Genomic DNA, 23,535 nt, shown 5'->3' on the forward strand with positions numbered 1-23,535 from the left:
ACAAGCATCCTATAAAAATGATAACAAAAAGGTCGAACGCATACCGCCGCCCAGCGTGGACAAACTCGTCTCAGGCGCCGAAGAAGGCCAGCACGTCCGCCTTGCGGGCTTGCGTATCGCGTTGCCCAAGCCTGATCAGCTCGCCAGTATACGTCGATTCGAACAATAAGTACGAAGCTAATGCGGCGCCGCGCGCTTCGGCCGCGCCGATGCCCGACAACATGGTGCGGATCGGCCGCGGCAAACTGGCGATATGGCGGCTGGCGATATCGTCGAGCCGCTCGGACGGCGCGATGACCAGCAGCTGCACCGGCCGCAGCGGGGTTTTTTGCAGCAATTCGGGCGGCAGCATCGACAAGGTCAGGTTAATCCGGTTGAGCCGTTCGATATCGACCGCCAGGCCATCGAGGAAAATCGACGACAGCGCGTGGCCGGCGATTTGCGCCAGGCTGGGATACGGCGCCGCCACCGCCGCGTCGCCGGCCGGTTCGCTGAGGCGGCCGGCGCCGACCACCAGCACCTTGTCGGCGCCGAGGTGGATGGCCGGCGAAATCGGCGCCAGCTGGCGCATCGAACCATCGCCGCAATACTCGCGCTGGCCCGCCACATACAGCGGCACGGCCGGGAAAATGAAGGGAATCGCGGCCGACGCCAGCAAATGTTCGACGCCGATCTGGTCCGCCAGCGCCAGCCGCTGGGTGCGGATCCACGGCGCGACTTCGGCCGCGCTCTGGTAAAACGTCATGTGCCGTCCGCCGGTGTAGGACGAGGCGGTCACCGCCAGCGCGTGCAGCAAGCCGTCCGACAGCGCCGCGTCGAGCCGCGGCAAGTCGAGCATGCGGTGCAGCAGGCTGACCAGCGGGGTATTGTCGAGCAGCGACGTCGGCGGCGCGGCGTGCCATTTGCGCAACAGCCAGCCGAACGACAGCAGCGACAGCCAGCGCGCGCCGGAACGCAGCACGCCCAGCGAATCGGCGCGGTAGACTTGTTCGACCTGGATATGCTGCCACACGTCGAGCAGTTTTTGCACGCCCTCGCCGAAGTTATCGGCGCGGCAAGCGAGCGCGGTGGCGTTGATGGCGCCGGCCGACGTGCCGCAAATGATATCGAAGGGATTGCGCGCGGGCGGCCAGCCGGCTTCCCACAAGATTTCCGCAATCGCCTGCAAGACCCCGACCTGGTACGCGGCGCGGGCGCCGCCCCCACTCAAGATCAAGCCTGTTTTCTTTTGAATGCCCATCCCGCGAGATTAGCAGGGTATGCGGCTGTTGTGGAAATTGTTGCAGTTTTAAAACATCGTGACAGCAAAAACCACGGCGTCCCGGAAGACGCCGTGGTTGCCGGCATCAGTCGCCGCGCACCATGCCTTCGCGGCGCGGATCGGCGCCGCCGAACCAGATTTCCCGGCCATGCGCCGACAGGCGCATCAAGCCCTGCAAGCCGGAATTCTGCTCGATCACCTTGACTGCATGGCCCTTCGCCTGCAACGCCGCGATTTGCCAGGCCGGCGCGCGGCCCGCTTCCAGCTCGGTCGGGCCGTTGCGGCTGCCCAGGTTCGGCAGGCTAATCGCCTGCTGCACGTTCAAGCCCCAGTCCATGGTGCCGACCAGCACCTTGGCGACGTAATTGATGATCGAGGAGCCGCCCGGCGAACCGGTGGCCAGCACCAGCTTGCGGCTGCCTTTTTCAAACACCAGCGTCGGCGACATGGCGCTGCGCGGACGCTTGCCGCCCTGCACCCGGTTGGCGATCGGGCCATCCGCATCCTGCGAGTCGAACGAGAAATCGGTCAACTGGTTATTCAGCAGGAAGCCGTCGACCATCTGCCGCGAACCGAACGCGTCTTCGACGCTGGTGGTCATCGACATGCCGCCGCCGAAAGCGTCGACCGCCACCAGGTGCGACGTCGATGGACGGTCCAGCGCGGTGTCGGCGCCCCACGCCACCTTCATGCCCGGCGGCGTGCCGGCCACCGCGTGGCCCATCGATTTTTCGCCGATCAGCGCGGCGCGCTGCGCCAGGTAAGTCTTGTCGAGCATGGCGGCGACGCCATTGCCCGGCAGCGGGACGAAGTCGGTGTCGGCCACATAGCGGTTGCGGTCGGCGTAGGCCAGCCGGCCCGCTTCCGAGAACAGGTGGATCGCTTGCGGATCGAGCACGCCATCCTTCGGCGGGTACGGGCTGATATCCCTGACTTCCAGGATGCCCAGCATTTGCGCGATGGCCAGCCCGCCCGACGATGGCGGCGGCATGCCGCACACGGTCCAGCGCTTGTAGTCGCTGCACACCGGCTGGCGTTCCCGGGCCTGGTAGCCGGCGATGTCGGCGGCCGTCAGCAAGCCCGGGTTGTCCGGATGGCTGGCCACCTTGGCGGCGATGTCGCGCGCGATGCGGCCCTTGTAGAACGCATCGGCGCCGCCACGGGCGATCTCGCGCAGCGTGCGCGCCAGTTCCGGATTCTTCAAGATGTGGCCGATCGGCCAGGCCTTGCCGTCCTTGTCATAAAAATATTTGGCGGCGACCGGGTCGTGTATCAGCGCCTGCTCCACGCTCAGCAAGCCGTTCAGCCGCTGGCTGACGGGAAAGCCGCCGCTGGCCAGCTTGATGGCCGGGCCGAACAGCGTCGCCCACGGCAAGCGGCCGTGTTGTTTATGGACCAGTTCCAGCATGCGCAGCACGCCGGGCGCGCCGACCGAGCGGCCGCCGATGATGGCGGCGCGGCGCGACAGCGGCGTGCCGTCCGGATTCTGGAACAGGTGTTCGTCAGCCGCGGCCGGCGCGGTTTCGCGGCCGTCGTACGATTGCACCTGCTTGCCGTCCGAGTACAGCATGAACGAGCCGCCGCCGATGCCCGACGATTGCGGCTCGACCAGGTTCAGCACCATTTGCGTGGCGATCGCCGCATCGATCGCGCTGCCGCCCTGGCGCAGCATTTTATAACCGGCTTCGGCAGCCAGCGGATTGGCCGCGGCGACCATGTATTTCTCGGCGGTCCAGCCCGATTTCTCGGTATAGGCGGTGGCGACTTCCGGCGCCGCCTCCAGCGGCTTGTCCAGTGCCTTGACAGGCCCTTCGGCGTACGACGGGCCGGCGCCAAGCGCCCCCCACAAAGTCAGGCTCAACGCCAGGGTCTTCATCTTGAACATGGATTCTCCAAAAAAAAAGGGCGCATGGCCGACCTCGGCCATGCGCCCGATACTGTGCCATCCTACCTTATTTTGGCTGCATGCGGATGGCTCCGTCGAGCCTGATTGTCTCGCCGTTCAGCATGATATTTTCAATGATGGCCCTGACCAGTTGCGCATATTCGTCCGGTTTGCCGAGCCGCGGCGGGAACGGCACCATCTTGCCCAGCGCATCTTGCACTTCGGCCGGCATGCCCATCAACATCGGCGTTTCGAAGATGCCCGGCGCCACCGTCATCACGCGGATGCCGCTGCGCGACAGGTCGCGCGCCATCGGCAATGTCAGGCCGACCACCGCCGCTTTCGACGCGGCATAGGCGGCCTGGCCGATCTGGCCATCGTAGGCCGCCACCGATGCGCTATTGACGATCACGCCGCGCTCGCCCTGTTCGGTGGCGCCGCCGCGGCCCATCGCATCGGCCGCCAGCCGCGCCATATTGAAGGTGCCGACCAGGTTGATATTGACGGTGCGCTGGAACAGGTCCAGCGGGTGCGGGCCATCCTTGCCGACCGTCTTGACGGCCGGCGCCACGCCGGCGCAATTGACCAGGCCGCGCAAGGTTCCCAACGCGACGGCGGCGGCCACCACCGCCTGGCCGTCGGCTTCCGACGTGACGTCGCACTTGACGAACACGCCATGCAGTTCGGCCGCCAGCGCCGTGCCGGCGTCGACTTGCAGGTCGGCCAGCACCACCTTGCCGCCGGCGGCCGCCAGCATGCGCGCAGTCGCTGCGCCGAGTCCGGAGGCGCCGCCGGTGATGATGAATACATTGTCTTGAATTTGCATGGTTTCCTCAGTGACGTTGACCAGGTAAGGAGATGACGGTATTACGTTTACGTAAACGTCAATACTCCAACGTCAATTGTAGCCAATTTTCAAAGGTAACACTGAAAACCGTATCAAAAACATTGCACGAATGCACCGTTACGATGGCAGATATGGCCGTTCGGATCGAACATGAGATTCCCGGAACCGTTATAGCGCACGCCATTGACACCGTTGCAGCCGCCCAGGTCGCAGCTATTGGCCGGCACCGGCGCGGCTGGCACGCCCGGCTGGGGAATGGTGAATGCCGGACTGGCGGGTCCACGCTCGCCATAGACTGGCGGCAAGGTTTGCGCCGGCATGCGGCCGATCACTTGCGATACCGAACGGCGCGGCCGCAGCGGCGGCGCCGGCCGGCACGGTTCGGCCAGCAGCTTGCCGCTGTCGGCCGGATCCAGTGCGCACACCGGCATTTCCTGCGGCGGCGCTTGCGGCGGTGATTCGGCCCCGGCGGCCGTGCAAACCAAGCACAGCGGCGCCAACAAACTCAAGCATCGTAGAGGTATCGTCATCGCAGCGCTCCCGGCTGATCGGCATGTTTTCATTATCGCAGAATGCCCGGGTGCAGGCATCTCAACGCTCAGGCGGCGGTGGCGTATTCGGCGGTGGATAAGCGGCGTTCGACGGCACCTGGTCGACCAGCCGGCCGGCGACCGGCACCTTGTGCCCGGCCCCATACATGCATTGCTGGTAGGCATAATCGTAACGCTGCTGCACGTCATACGAGGCACTGTCGGCGGCGCCGGCGCCAGCCAGCGAACCGAATACCAGGCCGGTGCCGGCGCCGACGCCGGCGCCATGGCCGCCATCGATGGCCGCGCCAGCCAGCGCGCCGATCACCGTGCCCAGGGCGGCGCTGCGCACGCCGCTGTCGATGCCGGCTTGCTGCGCCGTGCCGCCGACTTGACCCTGGGCATATGAACGGCAGGAAAAATCGTCGGAACGGAATTGATCGAAACTCTTGCCGCTGCCCGGCAACACCAGCGCCGACGGACCGCCCGGCATCACCGTGCACGCGCCCAGCAACAGCGACAGCGGCGCCAGCCACAGCATCTGATTCATATTGCATCTCATGTCATACCTCATGTCACACCTCTAGCGAAGCACAGTCGAAGGCACCACGCTACGCCACGCAGTGGCACAGGTTTTGACATAGGGATAATAACCTTGCGGATGGGCGCAGTAATACCACAACTGCGCCGACGGCTCGCCGCCCCGTTCGATATACACCGGCGGCTCGCGCACCACCAGCGGACGCGGGTAGGGATAGTCGTCAAACGGATCGCCGTACCAGCCGGGGCCATAACGATAGCCGCCACCGCCCCATCCCAGCGGCGCGCCGATCACGACGCCGACATGGGAGCGCCCGTGCCAATGGCCATGACCGGCGCCATGCCAGCCGCCGTGACCGTGGTGGCCGCCTCCGGGCCGGGCCCAGGCATTGCCGCACGCCAAGGCGCCGGCCAGGAACAGCAGCGCCATGGCCGGCTTCAAGAATGTTCGGCCGCGTCCTGTCCTTGAATATGAATCGGGCGATATCCACTGCGTCTTCATGGCGCACCTCCTGTCAGAGATGAAGCTGGCTCCATCAGCTACTCTCATTATTAGCAGCGAAAACGACAGATAAAAGCCCCAGTAACAATTAGTCACGATTGATACGCGGTGATATGGAGCGCAGGAAATATCGGCGTCAAAAACGACCATGCCCCGCCAAACCTGGCGAGGCATTCTTGCAGTCACCGTTGCAACGGATTTACTGGATCGGCACGGAGACTGCCAGCCAGCCGCTGGCCGGCAGCAGCGGCACCAGCAGCAAGGCGACGATATTGATGATCTTGATCAGCGGATTGACGGCCGGGCCGGCGGTATCCTTGTACGGGTCGCCGACGGTGTCGCCGGTGACGGCCGCCTTGTGCGCATCGGAACCCTTGCCGCCGAAATGGCCATCCTCGATGTATTTCTTGGCGTTATCCCAGGCGCCGCCGCCGGTGGTCATCGAAATCGCCACGAACAAGCCGGTGACGATGGTGCCCATCAGCAAGCCGCCCAGCGCGGCCGGCCCCAGCAGCATGCCGACCAGCACCGGCACCACCACCGGCAACAGCGACGGCACGATCATTTCGCGGATCGCCGACGCGGTCAGCATATCGACCGCCTTGTCATATTCCGGCTTGCCGCTGCCATCCATGATGCCCTTGATGTCGCGGAACTGGCGCCGCACCTCGACCACCACCGCACCCGCCGCGCGGCCCACCGCCTCCATCGCCATGGCGCCGAACAGGTACGGTATCAGGCCGCCGATGAACAGGCCGACGATCACCATCGGATTCGACAAATCAAACGTGATGTGCTGGCCGATCGATTCCAGGGCATGCGTGTAATCGGCGAACAGCACCAGCGCGGCCAGCCCGGCCGAACCGATCGCATAACCCTTGGTGACCGCCTTGGTGGTATTGCCGACCGCATCGAGCGGATCGGTGACGGCGCGCACCGAATCGGGCAAGCCCGACATTTCGGCGATGCCGCCGGCGTTGTCGGTGATCGGGCCGTAGGCGTCGAGCGCGACGATGATGCCGGCCATCGACAGCATCGCCGTGGCGGCGATCGCGATGCCGTACAGGCCGCCCAGCTGGTACGACACCAGGATCGCGACGCATACCGCCAGCACCGGATAGGCGGTCGACTTCATCGACACGCCGAGGCCGGCGATGATATTGGTGCCGTGGCCGGTGGTCGATGCTTCGGCGATGTGGCGCACCGGCTTGAAATCGGTGCCGGTGTAATACTCGGTGATATACACCATCAAGCCGGTCAGCACGATGCCAACCACGCTCGAACCCATCATGCGCATGCGGGTCGTATCGTCCGGCCAGACTTGCCAGGTGACCACGGCAAAACCGATCAGCGACAGGCCGGCGGCCCACCACAGCCCGGTGTACAGCGCCGACATGATCTTCTTGCCGGGCTTGGCCTTGACCATCGAACAGCCGACGATCGACGCCAGGATAGACACGGCGCCCAGCAGCAGCGGATAAATGATGGCCGCCGGACCGGCCGCGCTCAGCAGCAACGCGCCGAGCAGCATGGTGGCGATCAGCGTGACGACATAGGTTTCAAACAGGTCGGCGGCCATGCCGGCGCAATCGCCGACGTTATCGCCGACGTTATCGGCGATCACCGCCGGATTGCGCGGGTCGTCCTCGGGAATGCCGGCTTCGACCTTGCCGACCAGGTCGGCGCCGACGTCGGCGCCCTTGGTGAAGATGCCGCCGCCGAGCCGCGCAAAGATCGAAATCAGCGAGGCGCCGAAAGCCAGCCCGATCAGCGGCTTGATCATATCGTGCTGGCTCAGGCCGGCCGCGCCGGTATGGATCAGGGTCCAGTAAAACACCGTCACGCCCAGCAGGCCGAGGCCGACCACCAGCATGCCGGTGATCGCGCCGCCCTTGAACGCCACATTCAGCGCCTGGTTCATGCCCAGCGTGGCCGCTTGCGCGGTGCGCACATTGGCGCGCACCGACACATTCATGCCGATGAAACCGCAGGCGCCGGAGAGCAGCGAGCCGATCAGGAAACCGAGCGCGGTTTGCAGGCCCAGCAAAAAGAAGATAGCGATCAGCAAGACCAGGCCGACGACGGCGATGGTGCGGTACTGTCGCGCCAGATAGGCGGCGGCGCCCTGCTGGATCGCCAGCGAGATTTCCTGCATACGGGCATTACCAGGATCTTGCCGCAAGATCCAGCTGCGCGACCATAAACCGTAAATCACTGCGACCACGCCGCAGGCTACCGCGAACCACAGACTGGCTGCCATATCGTCTCCTCCGTTTTTTATCTAACCTCACTTGGAAAAACCACGTCAAACCCACACCGGGGACAGACCACGATGACCAAGCAATACTGCTCGAAAATCGTGACCTGTCCCCGGTATTTCCTTAAAAACGGCGCAAAAAAAAGCGAACCCTCGGTTCGCTCTTTTATATCACTTTTATTCGGACAGTGCCGTAAATGCGCTGTCGCGGATTTGCTCGACCGGACCGACGCCGGAAATGCGGCGGTATTTCGGTGCGCCTGGCAAACCGGACTTGGCCCATTCGTTGTAGTAGCCCAGCAATACTTCGGTCTGGTTGTGATACACGTCCAGGCGCTTCTTGACCGTTTCAGCGGTATCGTCCGGGCGCTGCACCAGCGGCTCGCCGGTGACGTCGTCGATGCCGTCGACTTTAGGCGGATTGAATGTGACGTGGTACACGCGACCCGACGCCGGATGGCTGCGGCGGCCGTCCATGCGCTCGATAATCGATTCGTCCGGTACCGAAATTTCCAGCACGTAATCTACCGCAATGCCGGCATCCTTCATCGCATCGGCTTGCGCGATGGTGCGCGGGAAGCCGTCGAACAGGTAGCCGTTTTCGCAATCGCAATCTTTCAGGCGGTCCTTGACCAAGCCGATCATGATGTCATCCGACACCAAGCCCCCCACATCCATCACCTTCTTGGCAGCAATCCCCAGCTCGGTGCCGGCCTTGATCGCGGCGCGCAGCATGTCGCCGGTGGAGATTTGCGGGATGTTATATTTTTCTTTGATGAAGTTAGCTTGGGTGCCCTTGCCGGCTCCGGGTGCTCCTAAAAGAATAAGACGCATGAAAAATTCCTAAAACAGATTTTGAAATAATGTTAGTTGAAAACTGTGTGATGCTGCCGAAATGACTATCTTCCCGACGAAACTTACCACAAAACTTCGGGCAAACGCCACTTTGTAGACAATTTGCTATCCCGAGATTGATTAAACGCAGCATTTGCTCATATTTCTGTCGCAAAACACTAATTTTGCTGCGTTTGCACAAAATTATTCGATAGTTTAGTAGTGTTGCCGTACGCGAATTAAATCTTCCGGCGTGTCAACCCCAGCGGGAGGAGCGGAGCCGGTGACATGCACCGCGATCGGATAGCCATGCCACAGCACGCGCAATTGCTCCAGTGCTTCGATGGCTTCCAGCGGCGACGCTTCCAGGCCGGGATAGGCTTGCAGGAAAGCATTGCTATAAGCGTAAAGACCGACATGGCGCAGCGGCAGGTAGCCAGCCGGCAGCGCCGTTTTCGACGCGGCAAACGCGTCGCGGTGCCATGGTATCGTGGCGCGCGAGAAGTACAGCGCGCGGCTGTTCTTGTCCAGCACCACCTTGACCACGTTCGGGTTGAACACGTCGGCCACGTCGTGCAGCGGATGGGCGCAGGTCGCCATCGGCACGTCGGCCTTGATGCAGGCGGCGGTCGCGGCCAGCAAGGCCGGATCGATCAGCGGCTCGTCGCCCTGCAAGTTGACCACTACCGCGTCGAGCGGCAAATCCAGCGTGCGCGCCACTTCGGCGATGCGGTCGGTGCCGGATGGATGGTCGCTCCGCGTCATGCACACTGCCACGCCATGCGCGGCGCAGGCGGCGCGGATGTCTTCATGGTCGGTGGCGACGATGACGCGCGCCGCGCCGGAGGCGGCGGCGCGTTCGGCCACCCGCACCACCATCGGCTTGCCGCCCAGGTCGGCCAGCGGCTTGTTCGGCAAACGGGTCGACGCCAGGCGCGCCGGAATGATGACGATAAAAGACATGCTTTATTCGATCGCGTCTTGCAGCGTGCGCGCTTCGTCGGCCCACATGATCGGGATACCGTCGCGTATCGGGTAAGCCAGGCGGTCGGCGCGGCAAATCAGCTCTTGCGCCTTTTTGTCATGTTCCAGCGGGCCCTTGCAAATAGGGCAAATCAAGATATCAAGCATGCGAGCGTCCACGGCATTTCTCCACAATTTGTTGCGCCAGCGCGGCATCGATGCGCGCGGCGACCGGCACGACCCATATACGGGGGTCGTCTTTGAGATGTTCAATTTGCGCACATTTTACTGCATCCTTCTCGGTGATCAAGATCAGCTGCGCATCCAGCGCGGCGAACGGCCGGTCGAGGAAATCGTGATGGTCCGGCAGCGGCAGCTCGGCAAAGTGCAACCCCATGTCCCTGAGCATGCTGAAAAAACGTCCCGGATTACCGATGCCGGCCGCCGCGACGATGTTCTTGCCAGCCCCCGCCAGCTGGCTCAGCAGCAAGCGCTCACTACGGTCGGCCAGCCGTTCGGCGAACTCGCCGGCCAGTTGCATCTGCGTCGCGGCGCCCGACGGACCGGCCACCGCCGCCAGCAATCGCGGCGACAGCACGGGCGCATTGACCACCGTGAAATCGCGCCGGCGCGATGGCGCTTCGCGCAGCGGTCCGGCCGGCAACAGCCAGCCATTGCCGGTGCCGCGCCCGTCGAACAGGATGATTTCTATATCGCGCTGCAAGGCGTAATGCTGCAAGCCATCGTCGGTGATCAGCACGTCGACGTCCGGATGCGCCGCCAGCAGCGCCCTGCCCGCCTGCGCGCGGTCGCGCCCGACCATCACCGGACAGCGGCCGTGCTGTGCGATCAGCAACGGTTCGTCGCCCACTTGCAGCGCGCTGGAATCCGCCAATACCGGCCGCGGCTGATTGCCGCCCTGCCGATCCTTGCTGCCATGGCCGCGCGAAATCACGCCCGGCGTCAAGCCGGCCTCGCGCAAGGCCTGCACCAGCCAGATCGTCAGCGGCGTCTTGCCGGTGCCGCCAATAAAGATATTACCGACCACGATCACCGGCACCGGCAATTTGCTCGACTTGAGAATACCGCTCCGGTACAAGGCCGCGCGCACGCCGCTCAGGCCGCGAAACAGCAGCGACAGCGGCCACAACGCGCACGCCAGCGGGCCACGGCGCAGCCAGTTGCGCGTCAACACGGCTTCCAGCCTGGATGGCTTCGCAACAACAGGAATCGGGAGATTGGACATAGGGCACGGGAAAGCGCGGGAAGATGGGGCGTGCCATGCGGCACGCCGTGCAAAATGATGACAGTGACCGCTTACTTCTTGCCGCCGGTCTGGGCCGCGAAGGTCAGCTTTTCGTAACCTGCCAGGCGCGCCGCTTCCATCACATTGATGACCATTTGATGCATCGCAAACTGATCGGCATTGACAATCACCACCGGCGTCCTGGCCGGCGGCTGGCCATTGTTGCCGGCCCTGGCGGCAGTTTGCAGCGCGTCGGCCAGGCCGGCCACGTCGCGGAACGACACCGGTTCGCGGTTCACCGTGTAATTGCCCTTGGCGTCGACCGTGACATTGATCTCGGACGCCTTTTCCTGCACCTTGTCGGCATCGGCGGTCGGCAAGGTGATTTGCAATTCGGTGAACTTGCTGTACGTGGTCGTGACCATCAAGAAGATCAGGATCACCAGCAACACGTCGATAAACGGGATCAGGTTGATTTCGGGGTCTTCGCGCCCCTTGCCTTTACGGAAGTTCATTTGCGCGCACTGTGGACGATATCGACGAATTTGACCGCTTGCTGCTCCATTTCAATAATGAAGCTATCCACCAGGGCCCGGAAATGGCGGTAAAACACCAGCGTCGGCATCGCGATCGCCAGGCCGAAACCGGTGTTATACAAGGCCACCGAAATACCGTGCGCCAGTTGGGCCGGATTGGCGCCGCTGGCGTTTTGCGAACCGAAAATCTCGATCATGCCGACCACCGTGCCGAACAGCCCCATCAGCGGCGCCAGCGTGGCGATGGTGCCCAGCGTCGTCAGGAAACGTTCCAGCACATGGGCCACGCCGCTGCCGGCTTCCTCGATCGACTCCTTCATCACGTCGCGCGGCGAATCGACGTTGCGCAAGGCCGATGCCAGCACCACGCCGAGCGGCGAATTCTGTTCCAGCTTTTCCAGCGTATCCGGCGTGATCTTGCCGCTGCGATAGACCTTGACGACGTCATCGAGCAAGCTGCGCGGCAGTATCTTACTGCGACGCAAATACAGCAAACGCTCGACGATCAGCGCCAGCGCAACGATGGACGCGATCAACAATAGCCAGATAGGCCAGCCAGCAGCTTGGAAAATAGCGAGCAAAACGAACTCCCGATGAAATTAAGGTCGCCGCAGCCTACAGGCACGGCAGAACAGACATTGTACCCACAGGCAAAGCGAATGGCGCAATGTATCGCGTTGAGTCGCCGTCGGCAAGCATTACACGCAGGCCATCGCGCCTGTCGTACGGCGGCGGATCCCGCCGGACCGGGTTCTGCACATCTTTTGTGGATAAGATTGTGAGCAAGGGACTTGATATGGCTCAAGTCCCTTGATTTATAAGGATATTTATTTGCCGCTCAAAAATGAGGCAACATCAACATCGCGGGGATAAGCATGATCCAGTCATTTTTCAACAGTTTTGCACACATTCTGTGGACAAGATTGTGCGTAAGCCACTCGACACGGCCTAAGTGCCTTGTTTTATCAGGGTTTTATTTCCGTGCATAAAAATATCGCAATGGGATAAAAGCCGCCCTGTTATGCTCGAAAACACAATCTGCCCCGGATAAAAGACTGGCCATATCACTTTTCCAGCGTCAGGCATGGTTTCACACATATTCTGTGGATAAGATTGTGAGCAAGGCCAGCCAGCTTGCATCAGTGCATTGATTTAAAAGGATATTTTTTCCCTGCATAAAAAAGGTGCAGTAAAAAACCGCTATTTTTGATCGCGCCCAGTCGCGGCCATATTGCTTCCTGTGTATTCCCAGCAAGGGACTTTTGCACAGTTCTGCACAAATTCTGTGGATAAGATTGTGCGCAAGCGTCACGGAGCATACCAAGGCCATTGATTCATAAGGGGTTTTTTATCATGCGCAAAAAAATGGCATGCTAAGCAGTTGCCCTGTTCAGCTAAGCGCACCGGCTTAAAAGCAGTAAAATCACACAAGCAGCCGCCCGTCAATAATGCATTAAAGCAATATCAATTCAAGTGCAGCCAGTTCTGCACATCTTCTGTGGATAAGATTGTGAGCAAGGCGATAGCGGCACCATTAAGTCATTGATATATATCAATATTATTTCCCTGCACAAAAATAAAGCAGCCGATATGACTGCTTGGCGCCACTCGCAAAAGATGACGTTGAGCTCAGCCAAACGTATTACTCTGAAGCAAAAAGTTCCTCACATTTTTTGTGGATAACTTTGTGCGTAACTAGCAGCCTGAGCCGCGATGTGCTTGATCCATAAGGACTTTTTGCCATTGCACCGAAATAAGGCACTATAAATTTCATATAAAAATCAGATACTTACAAAAATAACTTGTTGTTTCGCGTCAAATATGACATAAGCATGACCTCCCGGATAATATGTGGACAGTTTTCCCTCAGCTTCGATGAATACCGATACCTCAACAGATAGCGCCTACGCTGCGGCGCCGGTTTTAAGCGTCAGCGCCCTGAACCAGGCCGTGGCCCGTTTGCTGGAACGCTCGTTTCCGCTGAGCTGGATCGCCGGCGAAATTTCCAACTTCACCCGCGCCAGTTCCGGCCACTGGTATTTCACGCTGAAAGACGACGCGGCCCAGGTGCGCGCGGTCATGTTTCGCGGCCGCGCGCAATTTGCCGGTTTTACGCCGCGCGAAGGCGACAAGGTCGAAGTACGCGCGTTGGTCACCTTGTATGGCGCGCGCGGCGATTACCAGATCAATGTCGAAGCGATCCGCCGCGCCGGCGTCGGCGCCTTGTATGAAGCATTCCTGCGCCTGAAGGAAAAGCTCGGCGCCTTAGGCTTGTTCGATCCGGAGCGCAAGCGCGCCATCCCGATGTTCGCCAGGACCATCGGCATCGTCACCAGCCCGCAGGCGGCGGCGCTGCGCGACATCCTGATCGCGCTGAAGCGGCGCGCGCCGCATGTGTCCATCGTGCTGTATCCAAGCCCGGTGCAAGGCCAGCAAGCGCCGGAAAAAATCGCCGAAGCAATCACTACCGCGTCGCGCCGCGCCGAATGCGACGTGCTGCTGGTGTGCCGCGGCGGCGGCAGCATCGAGGATTTATGGTCGTTCAACGATGAAGGCGTGGCGCATGCGATCGCCGCGTGCGCGATGCCGGTGATTTGCGGGGTCGGCCATGAAACCGACTTCACCATCGCCGACTTCGCGGCCGACTTGCGCGCCGCCACGCCGACCGCGGCGGCCGAACTGGCGGCCACGCCGCGCGCCGACTGGCTGAGCTCGCTGAGGGCCGATGCCGGCGACTTGCGCCGCGCGATGCAGCGCAGTCTCGGCGAAGCGGCGCAAACGCTGGACAATTACAGCCGCCGATTGCTCAGTCCGGCAGCCCGGATACAGCAGCAGCGCCTGCAAGTGCTGGCGCTGTCGACCGCGATGACGCACGCCACCCGGACACCGTTGAACCAGGCCCATTTTGCGCTCGACAAACTGCGCGCGCGCTGGGCCGGCCAGCGGCCCGATGCCGCCGTGCCGCGCGCCAGCCTGCTGGAATACCGGCGCCGCGCAGCCAGCGGCATGGCCAACCGGCTGGCCCAGCACCGCCAACGCTTGACCGGCCTGGCGGCGCAGCTGGAATTATTGAATCCGCAGCGCACACTGGAGCGCGGTTATGCGATCCTGACCGACGACAAGGGCGCCATCGTGCGCGCGCCTGGCCAGTTGAAGGCGCGCCAGCATGTCGGTCTGCGGCTGGCCGAAGGCAGCGTGCAGATCGGCCTTGCCAGCGTGCAAACCACGCTGGAATAAAAGTATCCGGCACGAAGCAAGTCAGCAGCGATGGCGCATCCGCTTTACAATAGTGGTCGCTTCAGCAAAAATATTCTGCTCAACTATTTGATCAATCATCTAAAGGGACATCACATGGAACATACTCTGCCACCACTGCCATATGAAATGGACGCTCTGGCGCCGCATATTTCGAAAGAAACCCTGGAATACCACTACGCCAAGCATCATCAGGCGTACGTCACCAACCTGAACAACCTGATCAAGGGTACCGAGTTCGAAAACCTGTCGCTCGAAGACATCATCAAGAAATCGTCCGGCGGTATTTTCAACAACGCGGCCCAGGTGTGGAACCACACCTTTTACTGGAACGGCCTGAAGCCGAACGGCGGCGGCGCCCCAACCGGCGCGGTAGCCGATGCGATCAATGCAAAATGGTCGTCGTTCGACAAATTCAAGGAAGAATTCACCAAGTCGTGCGTCGGCAACTTCGGTTCCGGCTGGACCTGGCTGGTGCAAAAAGCCGACGGCTCGGTCGATATCGTCAACACCTCGAACGCCGGCTGCCCATTGACCACCGGCGACAAACCGCTGCTGACCTGCGACGTCTGGGAGCACGCCTACTACATCGACTACCGCAACCTGCGCGCCAAATACGTTGAAACATTCTGGGGCCTGGTCAACTGGGACTTCGTCGCCAAAAACTTCGCCTGAGTGCGCTGATTTTCGGCGGCGTTGCATTTGTTTCGACGTCAAAAAATACAATCTGACATAACAATGTGCCAGGTTTGATGCTGCTATGAAAAGGGCTTTTACCGTCAGGTAAAAGCCCTTTTTTCCGCCCTTTCGCCCATCGCCCTGCACGCTCCGTGCACACTTGATGCGCCACAAAGTCCCCGTTCGCCCGCCATTTATGCTGCACGGGATGGGCATCGGCTGCGGCGCCGTGAATTGCACCTGCACCGTGTTGAGATTGCACGCTTTCGACTGCACAATGACCGGCAGGGTCGAACAATTTGCGTCTGCCGTTTGTTCCAGGGAGATATGAATATGAACGATTCAGACCAGCAAGATGACGGCAAGTTCAAGGAATTCCTGCATACGCTCAATCAACTCGACTTCGGTCCACTGGCGTACAAGCTGATGCACCCGGAAGATCATCCGGGACTATCATTTGAACAAACGCTCGATGCAATAAAAAAATACAAGGGTTTCCTGTTCTTGTGCCATGCAAACCAGGAACCGCTTTCGCCCTCCAGGTACATCGATTACGTCTGGCATGCGCACCTGCTGGATACGGAATTGTATCTGGTGCAAAGCAGCATGCTGTTTGGCGACTTCCTGCATCATTTCCCATTCTTCGGCAAACGGGGAAATAGCGATGAGGCCGACTTGCTGGCCGCCGCCGAGTTCACCAGGCGCCAGGCCTTGCTTAACTTCGGCTGGGATGAGGACGGCTGGTGCGGCACCGGCCCCAAACCCCATGGACCCGGCCTCGCTGCCTTGTTGAAAATAATTTTTCCGCAGGGGGTGGATCATGCAGGCATGCAGTCGCATCCCGACAGCTTCATTATTCAGTCAGGAAATTTCAAACATACCATTGAACATCTCGGCCTTGGCCACGGCGGCTTATTCTCGCCCTGGCTGTCAGACCACGACCGGCAGGCAAGAGCCTTCAAGCGCCCGATCCCGGTGATCTCCTGCAAACCAGCCTATTACCGTCCATTAAAAGACGTGTGGGTACTTCGGAATATCGAAAAACTCGACGAAATTGGCAAGGAGCTAGTGCAGAATAGATTGACGCCGCACGGCTATTCGAACGCGCTGGTCGAATTGAGGCTCAGCCCGCAAAAGGCGCCCGCCGCCGAACAGGCTTGATCACATCGACTGCCCGCGATCCAGCAGCAATGGGATCGTCGGGCAATCTGTCTTGCTCATTTACACACCCCCTATGACACCGCACAAAACAGCCGCGCCATTTTTTGTATAAACTGTTAATCTTCTTTCACTTTGGAGCTTTGGAGACCAGACCATGTCCGACATCGTCGAATTATCGGTGGCGAGTTGGGACAATACCGGCGCACCGGCGTTGCAGGCATCCGCACTGCAAGCGCTTGAGAGCGGTAAGCTGTTGTTGTTACCTCAACTGCCTTTTGTCTTGACCGACCATGAAATGCCGCTGCTGACTTCCATCGAAGGCAGCGCAAAAAATATCAGCTGGGATGCGAAGCGCGGCGTGCGCGGCAATAGCCCCGGCCGTGATCCGGCGCTGCTGGATACGATGATGCGCCGTTATGCGACGTACACGCGTGCGTTGATGGATGCGTTGCTGCCATCGTACGGCCATAAAATAAAACAGGGAAACACCAGTTTCAGGCCGGTGGAAATCAGCGGCAGGGTCACCTCGTGGCGCAAGGACGATACCCGCTTGCATGTCGACAGTTTTCCATCGTCGCCGAACCGCGGCGAACGCATCTTGCGCATTTTCAGCAATGTGAACCCGAATGGCTTGTCGCGCGTGTGGAAACTGGGCGCGCCATTTGAAGATGTGGCGCAGCGTTTCCTGCGCTCGGCGGGCAAACCGTTTCCAGGCTCGGCAACGCTGTTGCAATACCTGGGCCTGACCAAGTCCCGGCGCAGCGCCTACGACCACTATATGCTGCAACTTCATGACAAAATGAAAGCCGACCTGGCTTACCAGGCGCAGGTGCCGCACACCGTACATGCGTTCATGCCCGGCCAGACCTGGATGGTGTACACCGACCAGGTATCGCATGCGGCGCTGAGCGGACAGCATGTGCTGGAACAAACCTGGCTGCTGCCGCCGGAAGCGATGGCCGAGCCGTCGCACTCGCCACTGGCGGTGCTGGAACGCTTGCTCGGCGCCAAGCTCACTTGAGCAAGCAGTAAGCAGCAGGCAAGCCCTCCTCCATCAAGCCAGGCCCAGGGATTTTAATACCGGGATGAAATACTTCTCGGTAATTTCCCGGTATCCCCTGGAACTGGGATGGATTTCATCGTTCCAGAACAAGGTCGATTTATTCATCTGTTCCTCGCTGACCGGCGGTAACGCCGAGCGGGTGTCGATCACGTAAAAATGCGAGCCGGGCACCGCTTGCAGCTTGCTCAGCAAACCGAAATAACGGTCGATCAAATACCGCACAATTTGCTGGCGCATCGTGAAGTCGTCAATACCGGCCCGTATCATGTACGGATAAATCCAGGGACCGGACACCTTCCATACGAAAATCTTGTGCGCTACAGGACGCGGTGTCAGGTAGACATACGGGTAGACCAGGATCGGCGTGGTTTGATTGATCTCGGAATTATTGCGTATCGTAATAATTTTCCCCAGCATCACCGCGATCTCGTCCAGCGCCGCATTCAAGCGGGCCATATTCAGATAGGCGCGCGGGTCGTTCGACACCGCCGCCGGCATGGTTAAAAATTGCTGTATCCGCGGGCCGATGATGTCGTTGGCGCCGGCGCTGAGAAAAATCGCATCCCATTGCTGTCCATAGCGCTCGCTCTTGATCAGATTATCGAGTATCTGGTATTGCAGCCCGGACGATATCTCGGCCAGGGTGTCGCCCGGATTGGCAAGGCACAGGATCGACGGGTCGAGCAGCGAATCGATCTGGATCGGGATATTGGCCAGGTCCGGGATCGAAAACCAGGAATCGCCTTCGAACAGGAATTTTTTCTTGCCGCTGTGCCGGTAGGCTTCGTCGAAATACGCCTGGGGACTGGTGTAATAGGCCATGATGATACTCCCGAGAATAGTGTAAACGGCATGCCCCGGCGTCCCCGAAAGGCGGCACCGGGCACTATTCCACTATCGGCCATTCCCATCGTCATGTATTGCGTTTGCCTAATCTTGGTCGGCAAATCGCCGCATAGTAAGCGGAACGGCAACTGATATTTCGCTTACTTCAGCGCTGGGCCGGCATCCAGCCGCTGCAGCATTTCCCACAGCGCCCGCTCCACCCAGTTATGCAGCAATTTCCCATCTTCCCTGACAGCCCACACCGCCGTTCCGGTCAATGAAATCTCGCGCTGGTCGGCCGGCAGGCCGGCGATGCCGTTATTTTTCCCGGACAAATGCCAACGCGAAGCGACACGGCTGCCATCGGCGTTCTGGAACGTTTCGATCACATCGAATGTCAAGTCATTGATACGTGAATTGAATTGGATCGCCCATTCCTTGAATTTAGCCTTGGAAACAGTATCCACGCCTCCCGACGTGATGACAAAGTCATCGACCACAAAACGGTCAATCGCATCGAAATCCTTGCCCTGCCACACTGCCGCCCAAAATGCTTCAACGATTGCCACTGAGTTCATCTTGTTTCCTTTCCTTACCTCAATCATAAAACGTCAGCATATCAATCTTTGACACATATGTCAAAGATTGATATGCGATAAGCATTTGCCAGCCACGCCGCAGTCAACTTTGATGTATCTCCAGTGCGAGTCGCATTGCATACCACAGGCCAGCGAGGCTGCCGCCATGCCGACGGCAGCGCCCGCCACGGCGCGCCAGCCGGCGCATTTCGTGCCTCTTCACGCCACTTTGAGGTCCCTAATACCACCTGGATTTTGGTCGAAATTGGTATTACAAAAAAAGCAGATATTCATAGGTGATTTTTGGCAACTTTTAAATTGGTACTAAATTGGAATGGATTTTTTAAAACCAGTTGACTACCAAACTAAATGCTCGCATTCTTAAAAAACACCTGCAGCAACATCGTGGATGGGGGGCCATCCGGCAATTTGTTTCACTCGTAGCAAGCGTATCGGTTTGATGTAACAAGCACGTGGCAAACGTGCGTCGACTCCACAGGACGCGAAGGTCTATTCCGACGCGTTCAAAGATGGCGCTCCGCGGCAGCGGATGGCCGATCACTAATAAAAAAGGAAAAGTCATGAAAAAAACCATCATCAATAGCTTGATCGCCGGCCTGCTGGGCGGCACGCTGGTTGCCTGCGGCGGCGGATCGGAAGGATCCGGCAACTCGCAATTGCTGGCTGACGCGCAGGCGCAAGTCGATTGCTTTACGCCGTGGAGCAGCAGCCAGGTGTATGTCGGCGGCAACAAGGCCAGCTACAACAACGTCAATTACACGGCCAATTACTGGACCCAGAATAACAATCCATCGACCAGCAATGGCGGCGCCGGCACCGGCCAGCCATGGACCAGCAATGGCGCTTGCGGCACCGGCACGCCGACGCCCACCCCGACTCCTACCCCGACACCAACGCCTACGCCGACGCCGACGCCAACGCCGACACCAACGCCGACCCCGACTCCAACGCCGACCCCGACTCCGACCCCGACTCCGGGCCTGGCCAAACATGCGCTGGTCGGCTACTGGCACAACTTCACCAATCCTGCCGGCCCGACCTTCCCGATTTCGCAAGTGAGCAATGACTGGGATGTGATCGTGGTGTCGTTCGCCGACAACGCCGGCGGCGGCAATGTCAGCTTCACCCTCGACCCATCGGCCGGCAGCGAAGCGCAGTTCATCCAGGACATCAAGAACAAGCGCGCGCAAGGCAAGAAAGTGATCTTGTCGCTGGGCGGACAAAACGGTTCGGTATCGGTCGGCTCGAATGCCGAAGCGACCAACTTCGCCAACAGCCTGGCTGCGATCATCGCCAAGTACGGTTTTGACGGCATCGACCTCGACCTCGAAAACGGCGTCACCCAGGGCGCGCCGATCCAGACCTACCTGCCGATCGCGGTCAAGGCGCTGAAAGCCAAGGTCGGTCCGTCGTTCTATCTGTCGATGGCGCCGGAATGGGTGTATGTCGAAGGCGGCTACACCAGCTACGGCAGCATCTGGGGCGCCTACATCCCGATCATCAATGCGCTGCGCAACGAGCTGACGGTGCTGCATCCACAGTACTACAACAACGGCGATGTCTACACCCCGTACGCGGCCAACCCGATCAAGGCCGGTTCGGCCGACCAACTGGTGGCGACGGCGCGCATGCTGATCGAAGGCTTCAATTACGGCGGTAACACCTTCGCCGGCCTGCGTCCGGACCAGGTCGGTTTCGGCGTACCGTCAGGCCCTCGCTCGGCCGGCTCGGGCTTCACCACCACGGGCGATGTCAGCAGGGCGCTCAATTGCCTGACCCGCCTGCAAAACTGCGGCGCCATCAAGCCGAACGCAGCCTATCCGACCTTCCGCGGCGTGATGACGTGGTCGATCAACTGGGATAAATTCGACGGCTACAACTTCTCGGCGCCAACCAAGGCCGTGCTGAACACGCTGCCGTAATCAGCGACGCGGCAGGTCCGATACCGCGCACTGGCCACTGCCAACCGGCAGTGGCTTTTTTATTGCCGGCTTAAAGCGCCTGACAAAACATCCATGGCGGCGTTGGATTGCCTGGTCGTGCATCTGTACTGTCCACGGCAATGCGCCTTGCACTGAACGTTTTGTCAGGCGCTTTTATTGATCTTGATGTCCGTTGAGCCGGGCGGCCTTCAGGCGACTCACATCGGAACGCTGCGCCAATGCGATGGCGCATGCAGCGCAAAGCCGGCCAGCAGCGGCCCGCCGACCGGTTTTAATGCGTCATGCACGACAAACGAAAACAGCGCCTTGCCCTCGTTGTAATCGGTGGCCACCAGGCGCAGCGCCTGGTCCAGCCGGGCGGCCGCATTCGGGTCGCATTTATGCAGGCGGCGAAACAAATGCTTGCCCTGCCCGCTCCACGCATCGCGCCGGCGCACTTGCAAGTCGGCCAGCGATTGATACAGCCTGGCGGCCACGGCCAGCGCTTCGTATTGATTGCTGCTGTCGATTAAATCTTCCAGCAAGGTGGTGATTTCATAACGGCGCAGCTCCAGTTCCTCCCCGTCCAGGAAAGGCGGACCGGCGGCATGAATTTCGTTGGCCAGCGCCAGCAACGAGGCATGGGCCTGGTTGGCGGGCAAGATATTCTTGCCTTCGATGACCATCATCGCCAGCGGAATGCGGCCTTGGGGGCGGTCCACCTGGCGGCAAAAATAATCGAAGGTGGTCCGGTCGTGCACATACAGTTCGATGACCTGGCCTTGCTCCGTCAGCGTGCTGCGCCACGCATGCTCGACCTGCTCGAACAACAACAGCAAATCGATGTCCGAGCTGGGCGTATTGATGCCGTTGGCAAAGGAGCCGCCGATGATGGCGGCTTGCGCATGCGGATAATGCTCGCGCACAAAAGCGTGGGCGATCGCGGTAGCGTCTTCAAAGTTCATCGGGAGAAGATCCTGGTGGTGGCCTCTCTTCCATGCTATACGACCGCAAGCCGAAAATTATATCGAATTATTACTATTGCCCATTTGCTCAGGCCGGTGCCTTGATGGCTGAAAAACGTTTCCACACCTTGCTCATCTTGCGCACATCGGCACTCGAGCGCGCCGCCAGGTAACCGCGCACAAAAGCGGCCTCGGCCTGCAATTGCGGCTGGCCATCGGGCAATTCCCGCAATAAGCGGTCGGCCACCGCCACATCGTTCAGCCAGCCCAGTTCATCCTGCAGGGCGGACAGTTCCCTGACATAAGGCTGCACTTGCCCAGCCGGATACAGCGACGCAAAAAATTCCGTCGCATAACGGCTCTTCTTGGCGGCGATGCGCACCCGGTGACGCACTTCCGGCGTGGCGTCCGGTAAACGCTTGCCACGCTTCAAGAGCCGGCGCTGGTCTTGCAGCAAGGTCTGCCGTGCGAACCGCGGCACATGCCGCTTCAAGCGCTTGCGCGCGCCATTGTGCAAACCGTCGCGCCAGCCACATGCTTGCAGCCAGCGGACCAGCTCCAGCATCAGCCGGGTATAACGCTGCGATGCGACGGCGCTGGAAGCGAGCGCATGTTTTTGCTGGGTGGTGTCCAGCGCCGCCTGCCGGACGTCGGCCAGCACGGCGCCATCCGCCCACTCCTGGGCCAGCGACGGCAACGTCGATTCGGCCAGCACATCCCAGTCGCGCGCGGCGCCCAGTTCAGCGCCCAGCCAATCGAGTTCCTGCTGCAAGTTCGCCGGTAATGACAGCAAGTCCTTGAACATGCCGAGCGCCGAACGCAGCCGGCGCAAGCCTACCCGCATCTGGTGCAGGCTTTCGACATCGCCGCCGCGCGCCACGCCGGGCTGGTTGCCCTGGATCTGTTGCAGGCAATTGAAGACGATCGCCTTGAATACCTGTTCGACGCTCATGCGCTTCGACAGCTTCAGCGCTGCCGCCTTCAGCGCGGTATGCGGCTGGGCGATAAACAAGTCGTAACCGCGCTCGGCCTTGTTCAAGTTGGCGATATGCATAGGAATATCTTGCTGCAAAGCGAGCGCCACATCGAACAGGCTGGTCGCCTGCCCGCTCTTCAATTCCAGCTCGATCTCACTGACTTCATCGCTTTTGCCATCGCATTCGATTGCTCCCTGGTCCAGCACGCATTCGATTTCATCGCCTTGCGGCAAGCGCAGCAGCCACACGGTGCGCTGTACCCGGGTGGTAAAAATCGGCATCAGGCCATCGCGGACTTCAGGTTCGCTCAGCAAGTCGCGCCACACTGTCTTGCGCTCGACGACATGGCGCAGCGCCGTCAGATCCGGCGCCGGACCGGCCACGCTGGACTCCCATTCGTGGCGGCGGTGCAAACCGCCGTTGACGCTGCCGCCGCCCTTCATGGTTTGTACCCAGCCGTTGCCGACATTGCGTACCCGCAAGCCCGCGCGGTTGCCGCGCAACAGCAAGCCAGGCGTATCGAAATACGTGTCGTACATGGTCAGTTGTTCGGGCGGCGCTATCGCGTACTGCTTCAACAGCGCATGTTTTGACAGTGCATTCGCATCGTGCGGCGCCAGTTGCAATTTCAATTCGACTTCCATGATGGGCCAGCCTCCTGTATCAGATAGGCGCAAGCTTATCACTGC

22 protein-coding genes are annotated in these 23,535 nt (G+C 60.3%); 5 read left to right on the plus strand and 17 right to left on the minus strand.

Annotated elements, in window-relative coordinates; translation table 11 throughout:
* Positions 1-70: 70 nt before the first annotated feature.
* The 13 genes from GJA_RS18650 to GJA_RS18705 form a co-directional block, all read right to left on the minus strand.
* Positions 71-1,240, minus strand: a complete 1,170-nt coding sequence (locus tag GJA_RS18650) for a patatin-like phospholipase family protein (protein ID WP_038495170.1) — start codon at positions 1,238-1,240, stop codon at positions 71-73.
* A 106-nt stretch (positions 1,241-1,346) separates the two neighbouring features.
* Positions 1,347-3,146, minus strand: coding sequence for a gamma-glutamyltransferase (ggt, locus tag GJA_RS18655; protein WP_038500415.1), 1,800 nt, complete (start codon positions 3,144-3,146; stop codon positions 1,347-1,349).
* Positions 3,147-3,213: 67 nt separating this feature from the next.
* Entirely contained in the window at positions 3,214-3,972 is a 759-nt protein-coding gene (locus tag GJA_RS18660; RefSeq protein WP_038495173.1) for an SDR family NAD(P)-dependent oxidoreductase, read from the minus strand.
* A gap of 113 nt (positions 3,973-4,085) precedes the next feature.
* Entirely contained in the window at positions 4,086-4,418 is a 333-nt protein-coding gene (locus tag GJA_RS18665; protein WP_144241594.1) for a hypothetical protein, read from the minus strand.
* Positions 4,419-4,584: 166 nt separating this feature from the next.
* The gene (locus GJA_RS18670; protein ID WP_038495176.1) at positions 4,585-5,073 is read right to left on the minus strand and encodes a glycine zipper family protein; all 489 of its coding nucleotides are present in this window, start codon (positions 5,071-5,073) and stop codon (positions 4,585-4,587) included.
* 33 nt (positions 5,074-5,106) lie between these two features.
* Positions 5,107-5,493 carry a hypothetical protein gene (locus tag GJA_RS18675; RefSeq protein WP_038495179.1) on the minus strand — a complete coding sequence of 129 codons (387 nt, stop codon included), beginning with the start codon at positions 5,491-5,493 and terminating at the stop codon, positions 5,107-5,109.
* 271 nt (positions 5,494-5,764) lie between these two features.
* Positions 5,765-7,825 carry a sodium-translocating pyrophosphatase gene (locus GJA_RS18680; protein ID WP_051781111.1) on the minus strand — a complete coding sequence of 687 codons (2,061 nt, stop codon included), beginning with the start codon at positions 7,823-7,825 and terminating at the stop codon, positions 5,765-5,767.
* A 174-nt stretch (positions 7,826-7,999) separates the two neighbouring features.
* Entirely contained in the window at positions 8,000-8,656 is a 657-nt protein-coding gene (gene adk, locus GJA_RS18685) for an adenylate kinase (protein WP_038495182.1), read from the minus strand.
* A gap of 216 nt (positions 8,657-8,872) precedes the next feature.
* Positions 8,873-9,619 (minus strand): 3-deoxy-manno-octulosonate cytidylyltransferase, encoded by a 747-nt coding sequence (gene kdsB / locus GJA_RS18690; protein WP_038495185.1) that lies wholly within the window; start codon positions 9,617-9,619, stop codon positions 8,873-8,875.
* 3 nt (positions 9,620-9,622) lie between these two features.
* Positions 9,623-9,799 carry a Trm112 family protein gene (locus GJA_RS26860; RefSeq protein WP_081905484.1) on the minus strand — a complete coding sequence of 59 codons (177 nt, stop codon included), beginning with the start codon at positions 9,797-9,799 and terminating at the stop codon, positions 9,623-9,625.
* Positions 9,780-10,865, minus strand: a complete 1,086-nt coding sequence (lpxK, locus tag GJA_RS18695; RefSeq protein ID WP_038495188.1) for a tetraacyldisaccharide 4'-kinase — start codon at positions 10,863-10,865, stop codon at positions 9,780-9,782. The genes GJA_RS26860 and lpxK overlap by 20 nt, the downstream gene beginning before the upstream one ends.
* A gap of 71 nt (positions 10,866-10,936) precedes the next feature.
* Complete coding sequence (locus tag GJA_RS18700) at positions 10,937-11,380, minus strand: ExbD/TolR family protein (RefSeq protein ID WP_038495191.1); 444 nt, start codon at positions 11,378-11,380, stop codon at positions 10,937-10,939.
* Complete coding sequence (locus GJA_RS18705) at positions 11,377-11,982, minus strand: MotA/TolQ/ExbB proton channel family protein (RefSeq protein ID WP_038495194.1); 606 nt, start codon at positions 11,980-11,982, stop codon at positions 11,377-11,379. Before GJA_RS18705 ends, GJA_RS18700 begins: the two co-directional genes overlap by 4 nt.
* 1,294 nt (positions 11,983-13,276) lie before the next feature.
* On the opposite strand from GJA_RS18705, the gene xseA reads away from it, so the two are divergent.
* The 4 genes from xseA to GJA_RS18725 all read left to right on the plus strand — a co-directional run bounded on the left by xseA (position 13,277) and on the right by GJA_RS18725 (position 17,516).
* Positions 13,277-14,638 (plus strand): exodeoxyribonuclease VII large subunit, encoded by a 1,362-nt coding sequence (gene xseA, locus GJA_RS18710; RefSeq protein ID WP_038495197.1) that lies wholly within the window; start codon positions 13,277-13,279, stop codon positions 14,636-14,638.
* 114 nt (positions 14,639-14,752) lie between these two features.
* The gene (sodB, locus tag GJA_RS18715) at positions 14,753-15,331 is read left to right on the plus strand and encodes a superoxide dismutase [Fe] (RefSeq protein WP_038500424.1); all 579 of its coding nucleotides are present in this window, start codon (positions 14,753-14,755) and stop codon (positions 15,329-15,331) included.
* A 336-nt stretch (positions 15,332-15,667) separates the two neighbouring features.
* Complete coding sequence (locus GJA_RS26320; protein ID WP_144241595.1) at positions 15,668-16,495, plus strand: glycine-rich domain-containing protein; 828 nt, start codon at positions 15,668-15,670, stop codon at positions 16,493-16,495.
* Between the two features lie 154 nt (positions 16,496-16,649).
* Entirely contained in the window at positions 16,650-17,516 is an 867-nt protein-coding gene (locus GJA_RS18725) for a Kdo hydroxylase KdoO (RefSeq protein ID WP_038495200.1), read from the plus strand.
* 33 nt (positions 17,517-17,549) lie between these two features.
* Here GJA_RS18725 and GJA_RS18730 read toward each other — a convergent pair whose 3' ends face one another.
* Together GJA_RS18730 and GJA_RS18735 are read right to left on the minus strand one after the other, a co-directional pair.
* Entirely contained in the window at positions 17,550-18,380 is an 831-nt protein-coding gene (locus GJA_RS18730; RefSeq protein ID WP_038495203.1) for a hypothetical protein, read from the minus strand.
* Positions 18,381-18,544: 164 nt separating this feature from the next.
* Positions 18,545-18,988 carry an ester cyclase gene (locus GJA_RS18735; RefSeq protein WP_197539803.1) on the minus strand — a complete coding sequence of 148 codons (444 nt, stop codon included), beginning with the start codon at positions 18,986-18,988 and terminating at the stop codon, positions 18,545-18,547.
* A 554-nt stretch (positions 18,989-19,542) separates the two neighbouring features.
* Between GJA_RS18735 and GJA_RS18740 the strand changes: the two genes are divergently transcribed.
* Positions 19,543-20,904, plus strand: coding sequence for a chitinase (locus GJA_RS18740; RefSeq protein WP_038495208.1), 1,362 nt, complete (start codon positions 19,543-19,545; stop codon positions 20,902-20,904).
* Between the two features lie 218 nt (positions 20,905-21,122).
* Here GJA_RS18740 and GJA_RS18745 read toward each other — a convergent pair whose 3' ends face one another.
* Both GJA_RS18745 and GJA_RS18750 read right to left on the minus strand, forming a co-directional pair.
* Complete coding sequence (locus GJA_RS18745) at positions 21,123-21,869, minus strand: nucleotidyltransferase domain-containing protein (protein ID WP_051781115.1); 747 nt, start codon at positions 21,867-21,869, stop codon at positions 21,123-21,125.
* Between the two features lie 88 nt (positions 21,870-21,957).
* Positions 21,958-23,490 carry a CYTH and CHAD domain-containing protein gene (locus tag GJA_RS18750; RefSeq protein WP_038495211.1) on the minus strand — a complete coding sequence of 511 codons (1,533 nt, stop codon included), beginning with the start codon at positions 23,488-23,490 and terminating at the stop codon, positions 21,958-21,960.
* Between the last annotated feature and the right edge of the window lie 45 nt (positions 23,491-23,535).

This window comes from Janthinobacterium agaricidamnosum NBRC 102515 = DSM 9628 (assembly GCF_000723165.1).
Lineage (GTDB): Bacteria > Pseudomonadota > Gammaproteobacteria > Burkholderiales > Burkholderiaceae_D > Janthinobacterium > Janthinobacterium agaricidamnosum.

Coding starts and splice junctions, on each gene's coding strand:
- GJA_RS18650 (WP_038495170.1), bottom strand. CDS start 1,240: ATGGGCATTCAAAAGAAAACAGGCTTGATCTTGAGTGGGGGCGGCGCC.
- ggt (WP_038500415.1), bottom strand. CDS start 3,146: ATGTTCAAGATGAAGACCCTGGCGTTGAGCCTGACTTTGTGGGGGGCG.
- GJA_RS18660 (WP_038495173.1), bottom strand. CDS start 3,972: ATGCAAATTCAAGACAATGTATTCATCATCACCGGCGGCGCCTCCGGA.
- GJA_RS18670 (WP_038495176.1), bottom strand. CDS start 5,073: ATGAATCAGATGCTGTGGCTGGCGCCGCTGTCGCTGTTGCTGGGCGCG.
- GJA_RS18675 (WP_038495179.1), bottom strand. CDS start 5,493: ATGGCGCTGCTGTTCCTGGCCGGCGCCTTGGCGTGCGGCAATGCCTGG.
- GJA_RS18680 (WP_051781111.1), bottom strand. CDS start 7,825: ATGGCAGCCAGTCTGTGGTTCGCGGTAGCCTGCGGCGTGGTCGCAGTG.
- adk (WP_038495182.1), bottom strand. CDS start 8,656: ATGCGTCTTATTCTTTTAGGAGCACCCGGAGCCGGCAAGGGCACCCAA.
- kdsB (WP_038495185.1), bottom strand. CDS start 9,619: ATGTCTTTTATCGTCATCATTCCGGCGCGCCTGGCGTCGACCCGTTTG.
- lpxK (WP_038495188.1), bottom strand. CDS start 10,865: ATGTCCAATCTCCCGATTCCTGTTGTTGCGAAGCCATCCAGGCTGGAA.
- GJA_RS18700 (WP_038495191.1), bottom strand. CDS start 11,380: ATGAACTTCCGTAAAGGCAAGGGGCGCGAAGACCCCGAAATCAACCTG.
- xseA (WP_038495197.1), top strand. CDS start 13,277: ATGAATACCGATACCTCAACAGATAGCGCCTACGCTGCGGCGCCGGTT.
- sodB (WP_038500424.1), top strand. CDS start 14,753: ATGGAACATACTCTGCCACCACTGCCATATGAAATGGACGCTCTGGCG.
- GJA_RS26320 (WP_144241595.1), top strand. CDS start 15,668: ATGAACGATTCAGACCAGCAAGATGACGGCAAGTTCAAGGAATTCCTG.
- GJA_RS18725 (WP_038495200.1), top strand. CDS start 16,650: ATGTCCGACATCGTCGAATTATCGGTGGCGAGTTGGGACAATACCGGC.
- GJA_RS18730 (WP_038495203.1), bottom strand. CDS start 18,380: ATGGCCTATTACACCAGTCCCCAGGCGTATTTCGACGAAGCCTACCGG.
- GJA_RS18735 (WP_197539803.1), bottom strand. CDS start 18,988: ATGATTGAGGTAAGGAAAGGAAACAAGATGAACTCAGTGGCAATCGTT.
- GJA_RS18740 (WP_038495208.1), top strand. CDS start 19,543: ATGAAAAAAACCATCATCAATAGCTTGATCGCCGGCCTGCTGGGCGGC.
- GJA_RS18745 (WP_051781115.1), bottom strand. CDS start 21,869: ATGAACTTTGAAGACGCTACCGCGATCGCCCACGCTTTTGTGCGCGAG.
- GJA_RS18750 (WP_038495211.1), bottom strand. CDS start 23,490: ATGGAAGTCGAATTGAAATTGCAACTGGCGCCGCACGATGCGAATGCA.